This window comes from Modestobacter sp. VKM Ac-2982, assembly GCF_026967935.1.
Lineage (GTDB): Bacteria > Actinomycetota > Actinomycetes > Mycobacteriales > Geodermatophilaceae > Modestobacter.
Genome location: NZ_JAPVBL010000004.1, coordinates 275,167 through 295,107, shown reverse-complemented (window position 1 = coordinate 295,107; position 19,941 = coordinate 275,167). Strand labels below are relative to the sequence as shown.

The following is a 19,941-nucleotide window of genomic DNA, read 5'->3' as shown; positions in this document are numbered from 1 at the left end:
CGCCCAGTGAGGGAAGGCTGCCCTTCCTTCGGACCATGAGGTGAGGAGGCGTGATGAGCAGCGCGACAGACGGCCGGCCACGGCGTCCGCGGGTGGCACGGGTCGGGGAGGTGCTGCGCACCCACCGGCTGACGCCGCACATGATCCGCGTCGTGCTGGGTGGTGAGGGGCTGGCCGGGATGCCGGTCGGGGAGTTCAGCGACCACTACGTGAAGCTCGTCTTCCCGCCGCCGGGCGCGCCCTACGCCACGCCGTTCGACGCCGAGCAGGTGCGCGCCGAGCTGCCGCCCGAGCTCTGGCCGGTCACCCGCACGTACACCGTGCGCAGCTGGGACCCCGACACCGGCGAGCTGACCATCGACTTCGTGCACCACGGGGACGTGGGCCTCGCCGGGCCGTGGGCGGCGCAGGCCTCCCCCGGTGACCGGATCCAGATGTCCGGCCCCGGGGGCGCCTACCTGCCCAGCCCGGACGCCGACTGGCACCTGCTGGTGGGCGACGAGAGCGCGCTGCCGGCGATCGGGGCGTCCCTGATTCGGCTGCCCGCCGGGGCGCGGGCCCTGGTCTTCGTGGAGGTCGCCGGCCCCGAGGAGGAGCAGCCCGACCTGGTGCTCGGTGAGGGCGTGCAGCTCACCTGGGTGCACCGCGGCACGCAGCTGCCGGGGGAGGCCCTGGTCGCCGTCGTCCGGGCGCAGCCGCTCCCGGAGGGCACCGGGCACCTCTTCGTCCACGGGGAGGCGGGGCTGGTCCGGGAGCTGCGGCTGCACCTGCGGGCGCAGTGCGGGCTGGCGCCGGAGTTCACCTCCATCTCCGGCTACTGGCGGCGCGGCCGCACCGAGGACCGCTGGCAGTCCGAGAAGCCGGCCTGGAACGCCGAGGTCGAGGCCGCGGAGCAGGCCCTCGTCGTCGGCTGACCCGCCGGCGGCGCGCCACCGCGCCCGGCCCGCGGGCGCGGCGCCGACCGCGGTCCTAGGGTCGGTCCATGCCGCTGGAAGGTGAGTACGAGCCGAGTCCGGAGAAGTGGGTCCGCGACCAGGTGGAGGTCTACGAGCGCACCGGCGGCCGGGAGGGCAACACCCTTCCCGGGCGCACCGAGCCGGTCGTCGTCTTCACCACCCGCGGTGCGAAGAGCGGCAAGGTCCGCAAGAACCCGCTGATGAAGGTCGAGCACGACGGCGTCTACGCGATGGTCGCCTCGCAGGGCGGCGCACCGAAGCACCCGACCTGGTACTTCAACCTCAAGGCCCACCCCGACCAGGTCACCGTGCAGGACGGCGACCGCGTCTGGGACGGCGTGGCCCGCGAGGTCACCGGCGAGGAGAAGGCCGTCTGGTGGGAGCGGGCGGTCGCGGCGTTCCCCGACTACGCGGAGTACCAGCGCAGGACCGACCGGGAGATCCCGGTCGTGCTCGTCGAGCCGAGGCCCTGACCGCGGGTCCGGCGCCGGTGGTCGTCGTCACCGGGGCCAGCGACGGCATCGGTGCGGCGGCGGTCCGCCGGCTGCACCGCAGTGGCGCCCAGGTGGTGGTGGTCGGTCGGTCGCCGGAGAAGACCGCCGCGGTCGCCGCCGAGCTGGACGGCGCCCGGTCGGCGACCGTCGACCTCGCCCGGCTGGACGACGTCCGGCGGTTGGCTGCCGAGCTGGCCGAGCTGCCCCGGATCGACGTCCTCGCGCACAACGCCGGCGCCTCCTTCGCCCGGCGGGAGCTGACCGAGGACGGCCACGAACGGACCGCCCAGGTCGACCACCTCGGGCCCTACCTGCTCACCCGGCTGCTCGAGGAGCAGCTGCGCGCCTCGGGAGCGCGGGTGGTGACCACCTCGTCGTTCATGCACTGGGCCGGCGGGGCGCGGCGCGGTCACCTGCTCGACCGGGTCGGCCCCCACCTCGCCAGCCGCGCCTACGCCCGGGCGAAGTGGTGCAACGTGCTGTTCACCCGGGAGCTGGCCCGCCGGTGGGCCCCGGAGGTCAGCGCGACGTGCTTCGACCCGGGCGCGGTCGCCTCGTCGTTCGGGACGACCTCCGGCGGCATCACCGGCCTGGTGTTCCGGACGCCGCTGACCGCCTTCATGAGGACCCCGGCCCAGGGCGCGGACACCCTGGTCTGGCTGGCCACCGCGGACGACGGCTGGCGCAACGGCGGGCACCACGCGGACCGGGCACCGGCCTGGACGGCGCCGTCGGCCAGGGACGACGCCCGGGCCCGCGAGCTGTGGGAGCTGTCGGCGCGGCTGGTGGGCCTGCCGGCCTGAGCCGGTCCGCCGCCGGACGAACCGCCCCAGGACTCAGGAGAAGCCGACCACCGCGTGCGGGGTGTAGGGCTCCTCGAGCCGGGCGATCTCCTCCTCCGACAGCCGCAGCTCCACCGCCGCGACCGCGTCGTCCAGGTGCCGGTCCTTGGTGACGCCGATGATCGGCGCGGTCACCACCGGCTTGCTGAGCACCCAGGCGAGGGCGACCTGCGCCCGGGGCACCCCGCGGGCCTCGGCGACCTCGGCCACCCGCTCGACGATCACCCGGTCCTCCTCGGCGTAGAGCCTGCTGCCGAACTCGTCGGTCTCCGACCGGTCGGTCTGGGAGTCCCAGTCGCGGGTCAGCCGGCCTCGGGCCAGCGGGCTCCACGGGATCACCCCGATGCCCTCGTCGGCGCAGAGCGGCAGCATCTCCCGCTCCTCCTCGCGGTTGAGCAGGTTGTAGTGGTCCTGCATGGACACGAACCGGTGCCAGCCGTGCTCGCCGGCCCGGTGCAGCGCCTTGCTGAACTGCCAGGCCCACATGCTGGAGGCGCCGAGGTAGCGCACCTTCCCCGAGCGCACCGCGGAGTCCAGCGCCTCCAGCGTCTCCTCGATCGGCGTGGCCGGGTCCCAGCGGTGGATCTGGTACAGGTCGACGTAGTCGGTGCCCAGCCGGGTGAGGCTGGCGTCGAGCTCGGCCAGGACCGCCTTGCGGGAGAGCCCGGCGCCGTTCGGCCCCGGCCGCATCCGACCGTGCACCTTCGTCGCCAGGACGACGTCCTCCCGGTCGGCGAAGTCGCGGATCGCGCGGCCGGTGATCTCCTCGCTGGAGCCGGCCGAGTAGACGTTCGCGGTGTCGAAGAAGGTGATCCCGGCGGCGAGCGCCTTCTCGATGACGGCCCGGCTCTCCTCCTCGGGCAGGCTCCACGGGTGCCCGCCGCGGGCGGGGTCGCCGAAGCTCATCATCCCGAGACAGAGGCGGGACACCTGCAGGCCGGTGCTGCCCAGACGCGTGTACTCCATGGCCTCTCCTTCCCCCGGCGTGGCCGCGCGCAACCCCGGGCGGAGGAGCTCAGGGCAGCTCGGCGTACCGCTCCTGCACGGCGGCCAGCACCGTCGCGGGCAGCTCGGTGAACGGCTCCAGCTCGATCGCCCGGGCCTTGCCCCGGCCCACTCGCCAGACGCCCACGACGCGACCCCGGTGCACCGCGGTGGCCCGGAAGACCCCGTTGTTGCCGGGCACGATCCGGTCGGCGAACTCGGCCGGCACGGTGCAGCTGCGGTCGGCGTAGCCGAGCACCAGCTCGTCGAAGCCGGGCAGCAGGTGCACGCCGTCGGCCTCGGCGCGGGCGGCGGCGAGCCGGGCGGGCGTGGCCGGGTCCATCCAGTGTTCGGTGCCGTCGACGACGAGGCGCTCCAGCTGCGGTGCGGCGATCGCCAGCCCGGCCTTGACGTCGCGGACGAGGACCCCGGCCCAGCGGACCAGGTCCTTCACGGTCGCCGGGCCGTGGGAGGTGAAGAACCGCAGGGCCAGCTCGCCGAGGGCCTCCTCGCGCTCCAGGCGACGGGGGGCGGGCACCCACTCGTCGAGCAGCACGAACTGCTGGTCGCCGTCGGCGGTCGGGCCGAGCACGAGCGTGCCGGTCTGGGACAGGTACCAGAGCAGGTGGTAGCCGCGTTGACCGGTCGTGGGCACGCCGCCAGCCGAGATCGCAGCGAGGAGCTCGGCCCGGGACGACCGTCCACCGCCGCTGAGCGCGTCGACGGCCAGCTCCCGTGCCCGCTCGATCTCGGCGTCGGTGATGCCCAGTGATGCCCGTCTGGTGGACGCGCCGGCCAGCACCCGCGGACCGAGCAGCTCCAGCATCCAGGGCAGGTCCTCGGCGGCGGTGAGGTGCAGCGTGCCGCGCATCGGCCAGGAACGGACCACCTCGCCGGCGTCCAGCGCAGTCTCGACCGTGGCCCGGGTGCCGCCGACGGTGCGCAGCGCGACCGAGGTCAGCGCGCCGGGCAGGTCCTGCCCCTGGACGGCGGTCGACCAGCGCACCGCCTCGGCCGGGGTCGGGCACCGTTCACCGATCAGCCGTTGCGCCGCCATCCGCAGCTGGGCCAGCTCCACCGTCATGCCGACACCCTGGCAGCCGGTGCCGACAGTGCGGGCCTGCGCACGGTCCGGTCAGCGCACCAGGTGCAGGTAGACCAGGTCCTCGGCGTCGGGCTCGGTGGTGAGCGGGTCGAACCCGACCGCGGTCGCCGTCCGCAGGCTGGCGGTGTTGTCCGGCTCGATGCCGAGCACGAACTGCTCGACGTCGGCGAGCGCGTCGGCCGTGCCGAGGGCCCGCAGCGCCGCCGACCCGTACCCGCGGCGCCAGCGGGCCGGGTCGACCACGTACGCGGCGCCCATCGTGCGGCGCTCGTCGACGGCGGTGACCTGTCCGGTGGCCGGGTCCCACTGCGTCCAGCGGTCGTAGACGTCGCCGCCGATCAGCGCGACCGGCTCGCCGTCCGCGTCCAGCGCGACGGACGAGTGCGCGCGCAGCACGGTCCGGCCGCGGAACTCCTCGCCCCGGGCGGCGGTGCGCAACGCCAGCTCGCGCTCGGGCCAGCTGCGGCCGCCCAGGCGCCGTTGCACCACCGGGTGGTCGAACCAGGGGAGCACCCGCGGCAGCAGCTCGGGCTCGAACGGCACCAGCCGGGGCGTCGGGCATGCGGGCACCTCCTCACCCTGCAACACCGTCACGGCGACGTCATCCGGAGGCAACGACGGGCCCCTAACGTCGCAGGCTCCCGGGGAGAGGAAGCCGATGACCGCCGTCCCGCTGGTCGACCTGTCCCCGTGGTCCGCCGGTGACCCGGACGCCCGGCGGCGGGTGGCCACCGACGTCGACCGGGCCCTGTGCGAGGTCGGCGTCTTGATGCTCACCGGCCACCCGATCAGCTCCGCCCTCACCTGCTGCGTGCGGGAGGAGGCGCGGTCCTTCTTCGCGCAGCCGCCGGCCGTCAAGGCGGCGCTGGCCTGCTTCCCGGGCGGGCGCGGTTGGGTGCCCCCTGGTCCCGCCCGGAGGTCCGCGCCGCCGCCGGACCTCAAGGAGCAGTTCGGCTTCGGCCCGGAGCCCCGACCCGATCCCGGTGCCTGGCCGGCGGGCAGCCCGAGTCTGCGGCCGGCCGCCACCGCCTTCGCCGTCCGCTGTGCAGCGCTCGCCGCGGAACTGCTGCGGGTCTTCGCCCTGGCGCTGGACCTGGACGACGACTTCTTCGTGTCGCGCTGCCCCGCGGACGCCTGGTGCGCCGACCTCACCTGGCACCCGGGACGCGAGGCCGTCGGGTCGGTGGCGCCGGGACAGCTGCGGGTCGGCCCGCACACCGATGACGGCGTCCTGACGCTGACCGACCGCCAGGCCGGGCTGGGTGGGCTGCAGATCCGCACGCCGGACGGCAGGTGGGTCGACGCACCGCACGTGCCCGGTGCACTCACCGTCAACGCCGGGGACCTGCTGGCCCGCTGGACCGGCGACCGCTGGCGCTCCGCGCCGCACCGGGTGCTGCCACCGCCGGTCGAGGCCCCGGCCGAGGAGCTGCTCTCCCTCGCACTGCGCCAGGACGCCGATCCGCTCGCCGTGGTCGAGCGGCTGCCCACCGCGGCGGCCGGGCCCACCCGCCACCCGCCGGTGACCGCCGGGGAGTTCCTCCGGGAACGGCGGGAGCACGTCCCCGTCGGCTGACGTCGTACCGTGCTCGCATGATGGGGATGGGCAATCTCGGCCCGGAGGGACGACGTCGGCAGCGGCTGGTCGCCGGGGTCATCGTGGCGGCGATGCTGCTGGCCGCCGGGGCGGTGCTGTTCAGCGGCGTGCTGTGAGCGACGGCGACCCGGACGTCGACGCCTGGTTCGCCGGAGCCGGTCCGCGGGAGGCCGAACTGCGGGCCACCGACGCGCTGGTGCAGGCCGCCGCGCCGGGCATCGACCGGCAGCTCGTGCCGATGGGCCGCGGGCAGATGCTCGGGTACGGCTTGATGCCCTACCGGCCGCGGTCGGCGAAGGAGACCACGATGTGGCCGCTGATCGGGCTGGCTGCGCAGCAGCGGCACCTCTCGCTCTACGTGTCTGCCGTCGTGGACGGCGCCTACCTGGCCGAGTCGCGGGCGGCAGAGCTGGGCGAGGTGTCCTGCGGCAAGAGCTGCATCCGCTTCACCTCCCTGGACCGGGTGGACACGGCCGCGCTGGACCGGCTGCTGCGCGACGCCGTGGCCAGCACCGACCGCGGGGAGAACGGCTTCTCCGGCTGACCTGCCCGTCGCAGCCGGGCGTCTCGGCGTCCGCCGTGGCCCGGCCGGGACCCAGGTCCCTGGTGCGTGCGCCGGCGACGGTGCAGTCTGGTGCCGGAGCAGGACCCCGGGGACGGGCCGGTCGGCGGCGCGCGGGGCACGAGCACCGGAGGGCCCACGATGCCGTTGGCCGCGCTGTACACCATCGCACCGGACCCGTCGGTCGACCTCGCCGTGGACCTGGCCGTCGACCGGCTGGCCGACGAGCTCGGGGAGCGGCCGCAGGAGGTCCGGCTGGTGGTGCAGGAGTGTCGGCGACAGCTCAGCGGCGCGCCCGCCGGTGCGCTGCCCGAGCTGGTCGAGCGGCTCGCCCGGCACCGCCTCCAGGGCCCGGTGGGCTGACCGGTCGGAACCGGCTGGTGCCGTCGGCGATGATGGCGGCATGGGCTACGTCGACGTCACCGGGATCCGGTTCACCCTGCCGGACGGGCGGGTGCTGCTCGACGACGTCGCCTTCCGCATCGGGGAGGGCGCCTGTGCCGCGCTGGTCGGGGAGAACGGCGCCGGCAAGACCACGATGCTCCGGATCATCAGCGGTGACCTGACGCCGGACGCCGGTTCGGTGGCCCTCATCGGCGGGCTGGGCGTCATGCGCCAGTTCATCGGCTCGGTGCGCGACGACACCACCGTCCAGCGCTTCCTCGTCGACCTCGCGCCGCCCGCCGTCCGGCAGGCCTGGCACGCCGTCGAGGACGCCGAGCTGGCGATGATGGAGGCCGACGACGAGCCGACCCAGATGGCCTACGCCACCGCGCTGGCCCACTGGGGCGACGTCGGCGGCTACGACGTCGAGGTCACCTGGGACACCGTCACGGTCGCCGCGCTCGGCGTGCCCTACGACGGCTGCAAGTACCGCGAGCTGAACACCCTCTCCGGCGGTGAGCAGAAGCGGCTGGCCCTGGAGTGCCTGCTCCGCGGCCCCGACCAGGTGCTGCTGCTCGACGAGCCGGACAACTACCTCGACGTCCCCGGCAAGCGGTGGCTGGAGGAGCGGCTGATCGAGACCCGCAAGACGGTGCTGTTCGTGAGCCACGACCGGGAGCTGCTGGCCCGGGTCGCCGACCGGGTGGTCACCGTCGAGGGCGGGACGGCGTGGGTGCACGGCGGCGACTGGGCCGGCTACCCGGCTGCGCGGACCGCCCGGCACGAGCGGATGGCCGAGCTGCGCAGGCGCTGGGACGAGGAGCACGAGCGGCTGATCGACCTGGTCCGCACGCTGCAGCAGCAGGCCAAGAACTCCCCGGCCATGACGTCGACCTACCACGCGATGCAGACTCGGTTGGCCAAGTTCGAGGCGGCCGGCGCACCGCCGGAGCCGCCGAAGGAGCAGCACGTGGCGATGCGGCTGCGGGGTGGTCGTACCGGGGTGCGGGTGGTGATCGCCGAGCAGCTGGAGCTGTCCGGGCTGATGGGCGCCTTCGACCTGGAGGTCGAGTACGGCGACCGGGTCGCCGTCCTGGGGTCCAACGGGGCCGGCAAGTCGCACTTCCTGCGCCTGCTGGCCGGCCAGGAGGTCGCGCACACCGGTGACTGGCGGCTCGGGGCGCGCGTCGTCCCCGGGTTCTTCGCCCAGACCCACGCCCACCCCGAGTGGCTGGACCGCACGCTGGTCGACCTGCTCTGGCACGGCGAGGCCGGGCGGCCGGGCGTCGACCGCGGCCGGGCGATGGCCGCGCTGCGCCGGTACGGGCTCGCCCCCTCCGGCGACCAGCTGTTCCGCTCGCTGTCCGGTGGCCAGCAGGCCCGGTTCCAGGTGCTCCTGCTCGAGCTCTCCGGCGCCACCCTGCTGCTGCTGGACGAGCCGACCGACAACCTCGACGTGCTGTCGGCGGAGTCGTTGGAGGAGGCGCTGGACGCCTTCGACGGCACGGTGGTCGCGGTGACCCACGACCGCTGGTTCGCCCGCAGGTTCGACCGGTTCCTGCTGTTCGGCGCCGACGGACACGTGCGCGAGGTGCCCGAGCCGGTGTTCGACGAGGGCCGGGTCCAGCGCGCCCGCTGAATGCCCTTGCCGGCAGGCGGGCCCGCGCGGGACCGTGACGGCATGGACCGTGACGGCATGGACGGCGAGGGACGCGACGGCACGGAGCGCGCCGCTGAGCTGGTGCTCGTGCCGTCGGTCGTTGGGCTGGAGGTCCAGGCGGCCCGCCGGGTGGCGAACGCCGCCGGCGTGGAGCTGGCCCAGCCCGACCCGGACGGTCCGCCGCTGGGCGCGCTGACCTGGCCGGGGCGGTACCGGGTGGTGGGGCAGGAACCCGCCGCCGGCTCGGTGCTGCACCGGTGGGACAGCCTGGTGGTGCGCACCGAACCCGTGGACGACGGCGCCGCCGGGGTCCGCGAGCCGCGCCGTCCGCACCCCGACCCTCACGCCGGCCGGGCCACGCCCACTGAGTGAGCAGTTCCGGTCGTCGACACGGGCGGACGCGCCGAGCCGGACGACCAGAACCGCTCACTCGCGCAGCGGGCGGCCGAGGCCGACCTCGCGAGCTGCCCGCGAGGACCGGTGGGTCAGAGGTCGGGGTCGAGGGTGCCGTCACCGCCGATCCGGTCCAGCTCGGTCAGCTCCTCGGGGCCGAGCACCCGGGCCGCCGCCTCCAGGTTCTGCTCCAGGTGGGCGACCGAGGAGGTGCCCGGGATGAGCAGCAGGTTGGGCGAGCGGGCCAGCAGCCAGGTCAGCGCCACCTGCATGGGGGTGGTCTCCAGCCGGCGGGCCACCGTCTCCAGCGCCGCCGACTGCAGTGGCGAGAAGCCGCCGAGGGGGAAGAACGGGACGTAGGCGACGCCGTCCCGGGCCAGGGCGTCGACCAGCGGGTCGTCGGCCCGGTGGACCAGGTTGTAGTGGTTCTGCACGCAGACCACCGGCGCGATGCCGCGGGCCTCGGCGTACATCTGCGGCGTCACGTTGCTGACCCCGATGTGCCGGACCAGCCCCTCTTGCTGGAGGCCGGCGAGGGTCTCCATCGGCTCGGCCAGCGAGCGCTGCACCGGCTCGGCGAACCCGGGCATCCGCAGGTTCACCACCTCCAGGACGTCGAGCCCCAGGTGGTCGAGGTTGTCCCGCACCGCCTGCCGCAGCTCGTCGGCGCCCAGCGCCTCGGGCCAGTCGCCCTCCGGCGTCCGCCGGGCACCGACCTTGGTGACGATCGTGAGCTGCTCCGGGTAGGGGTGCAGCGCCTCACGGATGATCTCGTTGGTCACGTGCGGGCCGTAGTAGTCGCTGGTGTCGATGTGGTCGACGCCGAGCTCGACCGCACGGCGCAGCACCGCCACGGCGCCGTCCCGGTCGGCGGGCGGGCCCATGACGTGCGGGCCGGCGAGCTGCATGGCGCCGTAGCCGATGCGGTGCACCGTGCGGTCACCGAGGGCGAACTGACCGGACTTCTCGGCTGTCGTCGTCATGGGCGGTGCCTACCCGCGGGCAGCGGGCGTGCACACCGTCAGGCGGCGCGGACCGGGACGGGGTTCTCCATCGGGGTCGCGACCGTCGCTCCGGCGGCGGCGTCGCGGGCCGTCTCGGCCCGCTGGCTGCGCAGCGCGATCACCGACAGACCCGCGCCCAGCAGCGCCAGCACCGCCCCGACCCACATCGGCGCGCGGTAGCCCCAGCCGGCGGTGAGGGTGGCCGCGCCCAGGGCTGCGCCCAGGGCGTTGGCCGCGTTGAACGCGCCCTGGTTGGCTGCCGACACCATGCTGCCGCCCTGGACCCGGGCCGCCTCGATGGCCCGGTTCTGCACCACCGGCCCGCCGGAGAAGGTGATCGCACCGAACAGCACGAGCAGGACGACGGCGGCGACCTGGTTCACCACCACGACCGTGAACACGGCGAGGAGCGCGGCGGTGACCAGCAGCCCGACGGTGACGAAGGCGAAGCCGTACCGGTCGCCCAGCCGGCCGCCGAGCAGGGTGCCCACGGTGGTGCCCACCCCGAACAGCGCGAGCACGACGGTGACCCGGCTCTCGGGCATCCCGGCGAGGTCGGTGAGGATCGGGCTCACGTAGCTGTAGACCGAGAAGAGCGCGGCGAAGCCGATGGTGGTCACGCCGAGGGTCAGCCAGACCTGACGCCGGCGGAAGGCGCCCAGCTCCTGCCGGAGGTCGGTGGGCGCGGCGGCCACCCGGGGCAGCCAGGCGATGAGCCCGGCGATGGTGAGCAGCCCGATGACCGCGGTGCCACCGAACACCAACCGCCAGCTCAGCTGCTGGGCGACGAACGTGCCGATGGGGACGCCGATGACGTTGGCCAGGGTCAGCCCGACGAACATCAGCGAGATGGCCTGGGTGCCCTTCTCCTTGGCCACCAGCCCGCGGGCTGCGACCGCCCCCACCCCGAAGAACGAGCCGTGCGCCAGCGCGGTGACCACCCGGGCGGCCATCAGCGTCTCGTAGGTCGGGGCGACTGCGGAGAGGGTGTTGCCGACGGTGAAGACCACCATCAGCCCGACGAGCGTCTGCCGCGGGGTGAACCGCACGCCCAGCGCGGTCAACGTCGGCGCCCCGATGACGACCCCGAGGGCGTAGGCGCTGATCAGGATCCCGACCGCGGCGACCGAGACGGAGAAGTCCTCGGCCACCTGGGGGAGCATGCCCATGATCACGAACTCGGAGGTGCCGATGCCGAAGGCACCGATGGACAGGGCGAGCAGCGCGCGGGGCACGGCGGGGCTCCTCAGGGGCGGTGCGGGGACGGCGGGGACGGCGCCCCCGTCCAGACAAGAGCAGTGGCACCGGTTGCGCTGCCCCCGACGCACATGAGGCTGGTCACGTCGCCACGCGCGCCGCGGGCCGCGCCGGGACATGACTCCCGTGCGCGGCCCGTGGACGTGCAGGTCAGGGCTGCAGCAGCACCTTGACCGCGCCGTCCTGCTTCTGCCGGAAGGTCTCGTACGCCTGGGGCGCCTGCTCCAGCGGCACGCGGTGGGTGGCGAAGTCGTCGACGCCGAGGGGGTCGGCGTCGGTGAGCAGCGGGAGGATGTCGGGCACCCAGCGCCACACGTTGGCCTGGCCCATCCGCAGCTCGACCTGCTTGTCGAACATCCGCATCAGCGGCATCGGGTCGGTCGCCCCGCCGTAGACGCCCGACAGCGAGATGGTGCCGCCGCGGCGCACGGCCTCGATCGCGGTGTTGAGCGCGGCCATCCGGTCGGCGCCGACCACCGTCATGACCTTCTCCATGATGGCGTCGGGCACCAGGGCGCTGGCCTTCTGGGCGAACTTGGCGCCGGGGGAGCCGTGCGCCTCCATGCCGACGGCGTCGATCACGGCGTCCGGGCCGCGGCCGTCGGTCCTGTCGCGCACCCAGGCGACGACGTCGGCCTGCTCGGTGGAGTCCAGGACGTCGATCCCGTTGGCGCGGGCCCGGGCCAGCCGCTCGGGCACGACGTCCGCGGCGAGGACCTGGGAGGCACCGAGGTGCTTGGCGATCCGCGTGGCCATGTCACCGATCGGGCCGAGGCCGAGCACCAGCACCGACCCGCCGGGGACGACGCCGGCGTACTGCACGGCCTGCCAGGCGGTGGGCAGCACGTCGGAGAGGTAGACGAAACGGTCGTCGGCCGGGCCCTCGGGCACCTTGATCGGCAGCGTGTTGCCGAAGGGCACCCGCAGGTACTCGGCCTGGCCGCCGGGCACCTGCCCGTAGAGCTTGGTGTAGCCGAACAGCGAGGCGCCGAAGCCCTGCTCCCGGTTCTGCGTCGTCTCGCACTGGCTCTGCAGGCCCTGGTCGCACATCCAGCAGGTGCCGCAGGAGATGTTGAAGGGGACGACGACCCGGTCGCCGGCCTTGAGCTCGGTGACCCCGGGCCCGACCTCGCGGACGATGCCCATCGGCTCGTGGCCCAGGACGTCGCCGACGGTCATGAACGGGGCCATGACCTCGATCAGGTGGAGGTCCGAACCGCAGACCCCACTGGAGGTGATCTGCACGATCACGTCGGTGGGGTCCTTGATCTCGGGGTCCGGGACGGTGTCGACCCGGACGTCGTCGCGGCCGTGCCAGGTGACTGCGCGCATGGGAGGAACTCCTCGGATAGGGGTGCTCCGGACGGCCGCGACGTCGGTCAGCAGGCCGGTCACCGGGGCGTGACGTTCCTCGCTCCTACCCGTCACGGCGCGTTCGATTCCTCGGCAGCACGCAGTGATGACGTGACAGAGGGTGCTCATTTGGCACTAAGTGTTGTGACCTCGATCACTTGACCGGTCGTGCATACCCCTCGGCTCACATCTCGAACCCATCACGGCGTGTTTACATGGGCCCCGCTTTTGCACTGCCCCCACTCGAATCGCCCCCGACGGAAAGACAGGTGCATGGACCCGCAACACCTCGACCGGCTGGACGACGAGCGGACGGTGCGCCCGACCGGCACCGGCGCCGAGGGCGGCTCCGTCGCCACCCCGCCGTCCGACCGCACCGAGGTGCTGGCTCGCGTGCTGTCCTCCTGCCGGGTCGTCCGCCGCCGCCAGGCCGGTCGGCCGGCGCTGTTCGTGGCCGCCGGGATCATCGGGGTCGTCGGCCTGGGGCTCACCGCCGCCGGTGCGCCGTCCCCGGTCGCCCGGGCGGCAGGCGGGGAGTCGGTCAGCGTCGCCGAGGAACTGGGCATGATCGCCGACGAGCAGCCCGCGCTCACCGGCGAGGAGGCTGCCGCCCGGCTGCAGGAGCTGGCTGCCACCCGTGCCCAGCGCGAGGACGCCGAGGCCGCCGCGGCCCAGGTGCAGGCCGACGCGGACCGGGTCGCGGCCGAGGCGGCTGCGGCAGCCGCCGCGGCCGCGGCGGAGGCGGCTCGCCCCCACGCCGTGCTCCCCGTCCAGGGCCGCTTGACCAGCCAGTTCGGCTCCCGCTGGGGCACGCTGCACGCCGGCATCGACTTCGCCGCACCGCTGGGCACCCCGGAGTACGCGGTGATGGACGGCGTCGTGCTCCGTGCCGGCGCGGCCAGCGGCTTCGGGCTGGCGGTCTACATCCAGCACGCCGACGGAGACGTCTCCGTCTACGGCCACATGCAGGAGATCCTGGTCCAGGAGGGGCAGACCGTGCGGGCGGGCGACACCATCGCGCTGTTGGGCAACGAAGGGCAGTCGACCGGGCCGCACCTGCACTTCGAGGTGCACGACGGTGGCCTGGACGGCCCCCGGATCGACCCGCTCCCGTGGCTGCGCGAGCGCGGCGTCGCGATCTGAGACCGGAGCGGCCAGTCGTTCCTGGCGTTCTGCGCTCACATGCGGCACCCTGCATGTGAGGAAGCGGATCGGCTGAGGGGACGGCGATGGGTCACGACCACGGTGCGGGGCACGGTGCCGGCACCACGGCCGCTGGGCACCGCGGGCGGCTGGCGATCGTCCTGGCCCTCACCGGCTCGGTCTTCGTGCTCGAGCTGGTCGGCGCGCTGATCTCCGGTTCGCTGGCCCTGCTCGCCGACGCCGCGCACATGGCCACCGACGCGCTGGGCATCGGGATGGCCCTGGGTGCCGTCACCCTGGCCCAGCGCCCCGCCCGCGGCCGGCGGACCTTCGGCTGGCAGCGGATGGAGGTCCTCGCCGCCGTCGGCAACGGCCTGCTGCTGCTCGCGGTCGGCGGGTACGTCGTCGTGGAGGCGGTCCGCCGGATCGGCGACCCGCCGGACATCGACTCGGGCTGGATGCTCGGCGTCGCCCTCGTCGGGCTGGCGGTCAACATCGGGTCGCTGGCCCTGCTCCGCTCCGGCCAGCGTGAGTCGCTGAACACCCGCGGCGCCTACCTGGAGGTGGTCGGCGACGCGCTGGGCTCGGTGGCCGTGATCGTCGCCGCCGTCGTCATCCTCACCACCGGCTGGACCGGCGCCGACGTCGTCGCCTCGCTCGCCGTCGGCGCACTCGTGCTGCCCCGCGCCTGGTCGCTGCTGCGCGAGGCGCTGGACGTGCTGCTGGAGGCGGCGCCCAAGGGGGTCGACCTCGAGCAGGTCCGCGACCACGTGCTCGGCGTCCCCGGCGTCCTGGACGTGCACGACCTGCACGCCTGGACGATCACCTCCGGCCTGCCGGTGCTCTCCGCCCACGTGGTCGTCAGCGACGAGGCGCTGGCCGACGGGCACGGCGGCCGGGTGCTCGACGCGCTCTGCCACTGCCTGGGTGACCACTTCGACCTAGAGCACTGCACCTTCCAGCTCGAGTCACCCGGCCACAGCAGCCACGAGTCGCCCGTCCACGACTGACGGCGCCCGCCTCCGAGGTGGTGGGCGGCTGCGACGATGGCGTCGTGCCGGTCTCCGTGGTGTTCATCGCCGACACCCACGTCCCCAAGCGCGCCCGTGACCTGCCCGATCCGCTCTGGGACCGGATCGAGGCGGCCGACGTCGTGGTGCACGCCGGCGACTGGGTGGACGTGGCGCTGCTGGACGAGCTGACGCAGCGGGCGCGGCAGCTGGTGGGGGTCTACGGCAACAACGACCACGGGGTCCTGCGGGACCGGCTCCCGGAGGTCGCCCGGGTGGAGCTCGACGGCGTCCGGCTCGCGGTGGTGCACGAGACCGGGGACGTTAAGGGCCGGGAGCAGCGGTGCGCGGCCCGGTTCCCGGACGTCGACGTCCTGGTGTTCGGGCACAGCCACATCCCCTGGGACACCACCGCGTCCACCGGGCTCCGGCTGCTCAACCCCGGATCGCCCACCGACCGGCGCCGCCAGCCGTTCGCCACCTACCTCACCGCCACCGCCGAGGCCGGGCAGCTGCGGGACGTCGCACTGCACCGGCTGCCCGTGCGCCCGCCGCGCCGGTGAGCCCGCCCCCGCTCCCGGCGCCCGCGGTCGCCCTGCTCGCCTGCCCGGTCTGCGGCCGACAGCTCGCCCCCGACCCGGCCGGCCTCCGCTGCGCGGCCGGGCACGCCTTCGACCGGGCGCGGCAGGGCCACGTGACGCTGCTGCCACCGGGCGGCAGCCCGCACGAGGGCGACTCCGCGAGCATGGTGGCCGACCGGGCGGACTTCCTGGCCGCCGGCCACTACGCCGGCATCACCGCGGCCCTGGCCGACGCCGCCGTCACCGGGTCGCCGCGCACCCTGCTCGACCTGGGCGGTGGCACCGGCGCCCACCTCGCCGGGGTGCTGGACCGCGCGCCCGACGCCGTCGGGGTGGTGGTGGACGCCTCTCGCTACGCCGCTCGCCGGGCCGCCCGCGCGCATCCCCGGGCGATGGCCGTGGTGGCCGACTCCTGGGGACGCTGGCCGGTGCAGGACGCCGCCGTCGACCGGGTGCTCGTCGTGTTCGCCCCGCGCAACGGCGCGGAGACCGCCCGGGTGCTGGCCCCGGACGGCCGGCTCGTGGTGGTCACCCCCGCCGCGGACCACCTGGCCGAGCTCATCGGCCCGCTGGGTCTGCTGCGCGTCGACCCGGCCAAGGCCGACCGGCTGGCCGCCGCCCTCGAGCCGCACCTGCACCCGGCCGGGACGGCGGGCCACCGGTCGGTGCTGGCGCTGGACCACGCCGCGGTCCGGACGCTGGTCGGGATGGGGCCGCACGCCCGGCACCTCGCCGCGGGGGAACTGGCCGCCCGGGTGGCCACGCTGCCCGAGCCGGTCGGGGTCACCGTGGCGGTCGACGTCGGCAGTTGGACCCGCGGCTGAGTCCACCGCAGGACGGCCGAGGGCCCGGCCTCGCGGCCGGGCCCTCGGAGGAGCTGCTGGTGCCCGCCTGCGGGCGGCCGGGTCAGCGGGTGACGCGGCGCTGCTTGCCGGTGGCGGCGACGTAGACGGCCAGCACCAGGACGGCGCCCACGATCGACGCCCACCACCCGCCGAGGTCGAACTGCAGCCCGTCGCCCTGGACGAGGCTGAAGACCAGGTTGCCCACCACCGAGCCGATGAGGCCGAGCAGGAGGGTGGCGACGAGGCCGAGGTCCTGCTTGCCGGGGACGACGGCGCGGGCGACCAGGCCGGCGACGAAGCCGATCAGGATCGCGAGGAGAACTCCACCGATGCTCATGGGTGACCTCCGGTGCACGACGGTCGAGCCGCCTTGCGCTGGTCCGTCCAGCGCAAGATCATCAGTAGCCGCGCACGGACGTGAGCAAACTCCTCCTGGGGGCGTCGCGTCGTGCCCTCTGCTGCGCCCGTCCGGCCGGCCCCACAGGCCCCGTACCGCGCCGACCTGCGGTTCTCCCGGACGCCGGACCGGGGCCCCGCCGGACCTCCCCGGGGCGCGCCGCACCGACTGCTGCTCCCGCCGCGTCGGCCGTGACGTGACGGTCTAAGCTCCGACCGTGACGATCGCACCTGCCCCGATCGTGAGCCGGCCGAGCCCGGCCCACGAGGCCGAGAAGGGATCGCGGCTCCTCGGTCTGCTGCGCACCACCGACCACAAGACCATCGGCCTGATGTACACCACGGTGGCGTTCATCTGGTTCTTCCTCGGTGGCTTCATGGCTCTCCTGATGCGTGGTGAGCTGGCCCGCCCGGAGCTGCAGTACCTCTCGCCCGAGCAGTACAACCAGCTGGTCACGATGCACGGCACGATCATGCTGCTGTTCTTCGCGACGCCGATGTTCTTCGCGTTCGCGAACTTGATCATGCCGCTGCAGCTGGGCGCGCCGGACGTCGCCTTCCCGCGGTTGAACGCCTTCTCCTTCTGGCTGTTCTTCTTCGGCGCCTCGATCGCCGTCTCCGGCTTCCTGACCCCGGGTGGCGCAGCCGACTTCGGCTGGTACGCCTACACCCCGCTGTCGACCGGGGTGCACAGCCCGGGCGCCGGTGGTGACCTGTGGATCGCCGGCCTGGCGGTCAGCGGTCTGGGCACGATCCTCGGTGGCGTCAACTTCATCGCCACGATCGTCTGCCTGCGCGCGCCGGGTCTGACGATGTTCCGGATGTCCATCTTCACCTGGGCAGCGCTGGTCACCAGCATCCTGATCCTGCTGGCCTTCCCGATCCTGACCGCCGCGCTGATGGCGCTGCTGGCCGACCGGCACCTCGATGCGCAGATCTACACGCCGGAGAACGGCGGGCCGCTGCTGTGGCAGCACCTGTTCTGGTTCTTCGGGCACCCCGAGGTCTACATCATCGCGTTGCCGTTCTTCGGCATCATCAGCGAGGTCATCCCGGTCTTCAGCCGCAAGCCGCTGTTCGGCTACAAGGGCATGGTCTTCGCGCTGATCGCCATCACCGCGCTCTCGCTGGCGGTGTGGGCGCACCACATGTTCGCCACCGGTGCGGTGCTGCTGCCGTTCTTCGCCTTCCTGACCTACCTGATCGCGGTGCCGACCGGGATCAAGTTCTTCAACTGGATCGGCACGATGTGGCGGGGGCAGATCACCTTCGAGACGCCGATGCTCTTCTCGATCGGCTTCCTGATCACCTTCCTGCTCGGTGGTCTGACCGGTGTCCTGCTGGCCAGCCCGCCGCTGGACTGGCACGTCAACGACAGCTACTTCGTCGTGGCCCACTTCCACTACGTCGTCTTCGGCACCGTGGTGTTCGCGGCCTACGCCGGGCTGTACTTCTGGTTCCCGAAGATGTGCGGCCGGATGATGGACGAGAAGATCGGGAAGCTGCACTTCTGGCTGACCTTCATCGGCTTCCACGCCACCTTCCTCATCCAGCACTGGCTGGGCAACGAGGGCATGCCGCGCCGGTACGTCGACTACCTGGCGACCGACGGCGGCGGCTCCTTCACCACGATGCACACGATCTCGACGATCGGGTCGTTCATCCTGGGCGCCTCGGTGATCCCCTTCGTCTACAACGTCGTGAAGTCGTGGAAGCACGGCCGGCTGGCGCTGCGCGACGACCCCTGGGGTCACGGCAACTCGCTGGAGTGGGCGACGTCGTCCCCGCCGCCGCGGCACAACTTCGTCGAGATCCCCCGGATCCGGTCGGAGCGGCCCGCGTTCGAGCTGCACTACCCGCACCTGCGGGACCGCCTGGAGATGGAGGCCCACGCCGGCAAGGGCCACCAGCCCTACGCCAGCGAGGCCGGTCTCACCGGAGGCGCCCGCCAGGGAGCCGACGACAAGGACCCGACCTGACCTGAGGTCGGTGCCCCGCACCGGATCGACCCGGACGCCCCGTCAGCCGATGGCTGACGGGGCGTCCGTGCGTCCGGGATCAGAGGCGCGGCGGACGGGGTGCGGTCGGGAGGGCGATCACCGATCCGGCACGATGGCCGGGTGACCGACCGCGCCGCCGCCCCAGCGCCGACCGACCCGACCGCCGTGCCGCCGGCGTCCGACGGCGCCCTGCTGACCGTGACCGGCAGCGACCGGCCGGGGGTGACCGCAGCGCTGTTCGCTGCGCTGGACGAGCTCGGCCCGCACCCGGTCGAGGTCCTCGACGTCGAACAGGTCGTGGTGCACGGCCAGCTGGTGCTCGGCGTCGTCGTCGGCAGCCCGGAGAGCGCGGCCGACGGGCCGCTGGCCGATCGGCTGCGCGCCACCGCGGCCCAGGTGGCGGCGCAGACCGGCGTCCAGGTGAGCGTGCAGCCCACCGCGGCCGGCAGCGCCCGGCAGGAGCGCACCGCGCGCCACCACGTCATCGTGCTGGGCCGCCCCGTCCCGCCGGCTGCGGTCGCCGGCGCCGCGCGCGCCATCGCCGGGGTGGGCGGCAACATCGAGGCGATCCGCCGGCTGTCCGACTACCCGGTCACCAGCTTCGAGCTGACCGTCTCCGGCGCTGCCTCCACCGAGCTGCGCACGGCGCTGGCCACGGTCGCCGCCGAGACCGGCACCGACATCGCCGTGGAGCAGGTCGGGCTGGCCCGGCGCGGCAAGCGGCTGATCGTGCTGGACGTCGACTCGACCCTGGTGCGCGGGGAGGTGATCGACGAGCTGGCCGCCCGCGCCGGCCGGGCCGCCGAGGTCGCCCGGATCACCGCGGCGGCGATGAACGGCGAGCTGGACTTCGAGGAGTCCCTCCGCGCGCGGGTGGCGGTGCTGGCCGGGCTGCCGGTCGAGGTGCTGGACGAGGTCCGGGCGCACCTGGTGCTGACCCCGGGCGCCCGGACCCTGATCCGCACGCTGCAGCGGCTGGGCTTCCGCTGCGGGATCGTCAGCGGCGGGTTCACCCAGATCACCGATCCGCTCGCCGCCGAGCTCGGCCTGGACTTCGCCGCCGCGAACACCCTCGAGGTGGCCGACGGGCGGCTCACCGGCGGGCTCGTCGGGGAGGTCGTCGACCGGGCGGGCAAGGCGCGGGCGCTGGCCCGTTTCGCCGCCGAGCACGGGGTCCCGCTGGACCAGACGGTTGCAGTCGGCGATGGCGCCAACGACCTCGACATGCTCAACGCGGCCGGGCTCGGCATCGCCTTCAACGCGAAGCCGTTCGTCCGCGACCAGGCACACGCGGCGCTGAACCAGCCCTACCTGGACGCCGTGCTCCAGGTCCTCGGCTTCACCCGGGACGAGGTGCTGGACGCGGTGTGACCCT

The 19,941-nt window shown here is 74.0% G+C and carries 21 protein-coding genes; 14 read left to right on the top strand and 7 right to left on the bottom strand.

Annotated elements, in window-relative coordinates; genetic code table 11:
- Positions 1-53 precede the first annotated feature (53 nt).
- From O2W20_RS15895 to O2W20_RS15885, 3 genes are all read left to right on the top strand, one after another.
- Positions 54-914, top strand: a complete 861-nt coding sequence (locus O2W20_RS15895; protein WP_269171212.1) for a siderophore-interacting protein — start codon at positions 54-56, stop codon at positions 912-914.
- A gap of 68 nt (positions 915-982) precedes the next feature.
- Positions 983-1,429, top strand: a complete 447-nt coding sequence (locus O2W20_RS15890) for a nitroreductase family deazaflavin-dependent oxidoreductase (protein WP_269171213.1) — start codon at positions 983-985, stop codon at positions 1,427-1,429.
- Between the two features lie 17 nt (positions 1,430-1,446).
- Positions 1,447-2,253 (top strand): SDR family NAD(P)-dependent oxidoreductase, encoded by an 807-nt coding sequence (locus tag O2W20_RS15885; RefSeq protein WP_269171214.1) that lies wholly within the window; start codon positions 1,447-1,449, stop codon positions 2,251-2,253.
- Positions 2,254-2,286: 33 nt separating this feature from the next.
- On the opposite strand, the gene O2W20_RS15880 is transcribed toward O2W20_RS15885, so the two are convergent.
- Genes O2W20_RS15880 through O2W20_RS15870 form a run of 3 tightly spaced genes read right to left on the bottom strand, consistent with a single transcriptional unit; the run spans position 2,287 to position 4,975 of the window.
- A complete protein-coding gene (locus O2W20_RS15880; RefSeq protein ID WP_269171215.1) occupies positions 2,287-3,258 on the bottom strand; it encodes an aldo/keto reductase in 972 nt (323 codons plus the stop codon).
- A 49-nt stretch (positions 3,259-3,307) separates the two neighbouring features.
- Positions 3,308-4,360 carry a winged helix DNA-binding domain-containing protein gene (locus tag O2W20_RS15875; RefSeq protein ID WP_269171216.1) on the bottom strand — a complete coding sequence of 351 codons (1,053 nt, stop codon included), beginning with the start codon at positions 4,358-4,360 and terminating at the stop codon, positions 3,308-3,310.
- A gap of 51 nt (positions 4,361-4,411) precedes the next feature.
- Positions 4,412-4,975, bottom strand: a complete 564-nt coding sequence (locus tag O2W20_RS15870) for a GNAT family N-acetyltransferase (RefSeq protein WP_269171217.1) — start codon at positions 4,973-4,975, stop codon at positions 4,412-4,414.
- Between the two features lie 64 nt (positions 4,976-5,039).
- On the opposite strand from O2W20_RS15870, the gene O2W20_RS15865 reads away from it, so the two are divergent.
- The 5 genes from O2W20_RS15865 (at position 5,040) to O2W20_RS15845 (ending at position 8,956) form a co-directional block, all read left to right on the top strand.
- On the top strand, positions 5,040-5,957 hold the full coding sequence (locus O2W20_RS15865; protein WP_269171218.1) for an isopenicillin N synthase family dioxygenase: 918 nt from the start codon (positions 5,040-5,042) through the stop codon (positions 5,955-5,957).
- Between the two features lie 133 nt (positions 5,958-6,090).
- Positions 6,091-6,522 (top strand): DUF1801 domain-containing protein, encoded by a 432-nt coding sequence (locus O2W20_RS15860; RefSeq protein ID WP_269171219.1) that lies wholly within the window; start codon positions 6,091-6,093, stop codon positions 6,520-6,522.
- A 90-nt stretch (positions 6,523-6,612) separates the two neighbouring features.
- Positions 6,613-6,903, top strand: a complete 291-nt coding sequence (locus O2W20_RS15855) for a hypothetical protein (protein ID WP_269171220.1) — start codon at positions 6,613-6,615, stop codon at positions 6,901-6,903.
- Positions 6,904-6,943: 40 nt separating this feature from the next.
- Positions 6,944-8,563 (top strand): ABC-F family ATP-binding cassette domain-containing protein, encoded by a 1,620-nt coding sequence (locus O2W20_RS15850; RefSeq protein WP_269171221.1) that lies wholly within the window; start codon positions 6,944-6,946, stop codon positions 8,561-8,563.
- A gap of 42 nt (positions 8,564-8,605) precedes the next feature.
- Positions 8,606-8,956, top strand: coding sequence for a PASTA domain-containing protein (locus tag O2W20_RS15845; RefSeq protein WP_269171222.1), 351 nt, complete (start codon positions 8,606-8,608; stop codon positions 8,954-8,956).
- A 113-nt stretch (positions 8,957-9,069) separates the two neighbouring features.
- On the opposite strand, the gene O2W20_RS15840 is transcribed toward O2W20_RS15845, so the two are convergent.
- The 3 genes from O2W20_RS15840 to O2W20_RS15830 all read right to left on the bottom strand — a co-directional run bounded on the left by O2W20_RS15840 (position 9,070) and on the right by O2W20_RS15830 (position 12,570).
- Positions 9,070-9,960, bottom strand: a complete 891-nt coding sequence (locus O2W20_RS15840) for an oxidoreductase (RefSeq protein ID WP_269171223.1) — start codon at positions 9,958-9,960, stop codon at positions 9,070-9,072.
- Between the two features lie 38 nt (positions 9,961-9,998).
- Positions 9,999-11,216: an MFS transporter gene (locus O2W20_RS15835; protein WP_269171224.1), complete on the bottom strand. Its 1,218-nt coding sequence runs from the start codon at positions 11,214-11,216 to the stop codon at positions 9,999-10,001.
- A 172-nt stretch (positions 11,217-11,388) separates the two neighbouring features.
- The gene (locus O2W20_RS15830; RefSeq protein ID WP_269171225.1) at positions 11,389-12,570 is read right to left on the bottom strand and encodes a zinc-dependent alcohol dehydrogenase; all 1,182 of its coding nucleotides are present in this window, start codon (positions 12,568-12,570) and stop codon (positions 11,389-11,391) included.
- Between the two features lie 294 nt (positions 12,571-12,864).
- Here O2W20_RS15830 and O2W20_RS15825 point away from each other — a divergent pair, with 294 nt between their 5' ends.
- The 4 genes from O2W20_RS15825 to O2W20_RS15810 all read left to right on the top strand — a co-directional run bounded on the left by O2W20_RS15825 (position 12,865) and on the right by O2W20_RS15810 (position 16,149).
- The gene (locus O2W20_RS15825) at positions 12,865-13,734 is read left to right on the top strand and encodes a M23 family metallopeptidase (RefSeq protein WP_269171226.1); all 870 of its coding nucleotides are present in this window, start codon (positions 12,865-12,867) and stop codon (positions 13,732-13,734) included.
- Positions 13,735-13,820: 86 nt separating this feature from the next.
- On the top strand, positions 13,821-14,744 hold the full coding sequence (locus O2W20_RS15820) for a cation diffusion facilitator family transporter (RefSeq protein WP_269171227.1): 924 nt from the start codon (positions 13,821-13,823) through the stop codon (positions 14,742-14,744).
- Between the two features lie 44 nt (positions 14,745-14,788).
- Complete coding sequence (locus tag O2W20_RS15815; protein ID WP_269171228.1) at positions 14,789-15,307, top strand: metallophosphoesterase family protein; 519 nt, start codon at positions 14,789-14,791, stop codon at positions 15,305-15,307.
- Entirely contained in the window at positions 15,304-16,149 is an 846-nt protein-coding gene (locus O2W20_RS15810) for a putative RNA methyltransferase (protein ID WP_269171229.1), read from the top strand. Before O2W20_RS15815 ends, O2W20_RS15810 begins: the two co-directional genes overlap by 4 nt.
- Before the next feature lie 82 nt (positions 16,150-16,231).
- Here the strand turns inward: O2W20_RS15810 and O2W20_RS15805 are convergent, their stop codons facing one another.
- A complete protein-coding gene (locus tag O2W20_RS15805) occupies positions 16,232-16,507 on the bottom strand; it encodes a GlsB/YeaQ/YmgE family stress response membrane protein (protein ID WP_269171230.1) in 276 nt (91 codons plus the stop codon).
- 277 nt (positions 16,508-16,784) lie between these two features.
- Here O2W20_RS15805 and ctaD point away from each other — a divergent pair, with 277 nt between their 5' ends.
- Together ctaD and serB are read left to right on the top strand one after the other, a co-directional pair.
- The gene (gene ctaD, locus O2W20_RS15800) at positions 16,785-18,545 is read left to right on the top strand and encodes an aa3-type cytochrome oxidase subunit I (RefSeq protein WP_269171231.1); all 1,761 of its coding nucleotides are present in this window, start codon (positions 16,785-16,787) and stop codon (positions 18,543-18,545) included.
- Positions 18,546-18,686: 141 nt separating this feature from the next.
- Positions 18,687-19,937, top strand: a complete 1,251-nt coding sequence (gene serB / locus O2W20_RS15795) for a phosphoserine phosphatase SerB (protein ID WP_269171232.1) — start codon at positions 18,687-18,689, stop codon at positions 19,935-19,937.
- Positions 19,938-19,941: the final 4 nt, after the last annotated feature.

Bases quoted from the DNA above. Each gene is read 5' to 3' on its own strand.
- O2W20_RS15895 (WP_269171212.1), top strand. From the start codon at position 54: ATGAGCAGCGCGACAGACGGCCGGCCACGGCGTCCGCGGGTGGCACGG.
- O2W20_RS15890 (WP_269171213.1), top strand. From the start codon at position 983: ATGCCGCTGGAAGGTGAGTACGAGCCGAGTCCGGAGAAGTGGGTCCGC.
- O2W20_RS15880 (WP_269171215.1), bottom strand. From the start codon at position 3,258: ATGGAGTACACGCGTCTGGGCAGCACCGGCCTGCAGGTGTCCCGCCTC.
- O2W20_RS15875 (WP_269171216.1), bottom strand. From the start codon at position 4,360: ATGACGGTGGAGCTGGCCCAGCTGCGGATGGCGGCGCAACGGCTGATC.
- O2W20_RS15865 (WP_269171218.1), top strand. From the start codon at position 5,040: ATGACCGCCGTCCCGCTGGTCGACCTGTCCCCGTGGTCCGCCGGTGAC.
- O2W20_RS15850 (WP_269171221.1), top strand. From the start codon at position 6,944: ATGGGCTACGTCGACGTCACCGGGATCCGGTTCACCCTGCCGGACGGG.
- O2W20_RS15845 (WP_269171222.1), top strand. From the start codon at position 8,606: ATGGACCGTGACGGCATGGACGGCGAGGGACGCGACGGCACGGAGCGC.
- O2W20_RS15840 (WP_269171223.1), bottom strand. From the start codon at position 9,960: ATGACGACGACAGCCGAGAAGTCCGGTCAGTTCGCCCTCGGTGACCGC.
- O2W20_RS15830 (WP_269171225.1), bottom strand. From the start codon at position 12,570: ATGCGCGCAGTCACCTGGCACGGCCGCGACGACGTCCGGGTCGACACC.
- O2W20_RS15825 (WP_269171226.1), top strand. From the start codon at position 12,865: ATGGACCCGCAACACCTCGACCGGCTGGACGACGAGCGGACGGTGCGC.
- O2W20_RS15820 (WP_269171227.1), top strand. From the start codon at position 13,821: ATGGGTCACGACCACGGTGCGGGGCACGGTGCCGGCACCACGGCCGCT.
- O2W20_RS15805 (WP_269171230.1), bottom strand. From the start codon at position 16,507: ATGAGCATCGGTGGAGTTCTCCTCGCGATCCTGATCGGCTTCGTCGCC.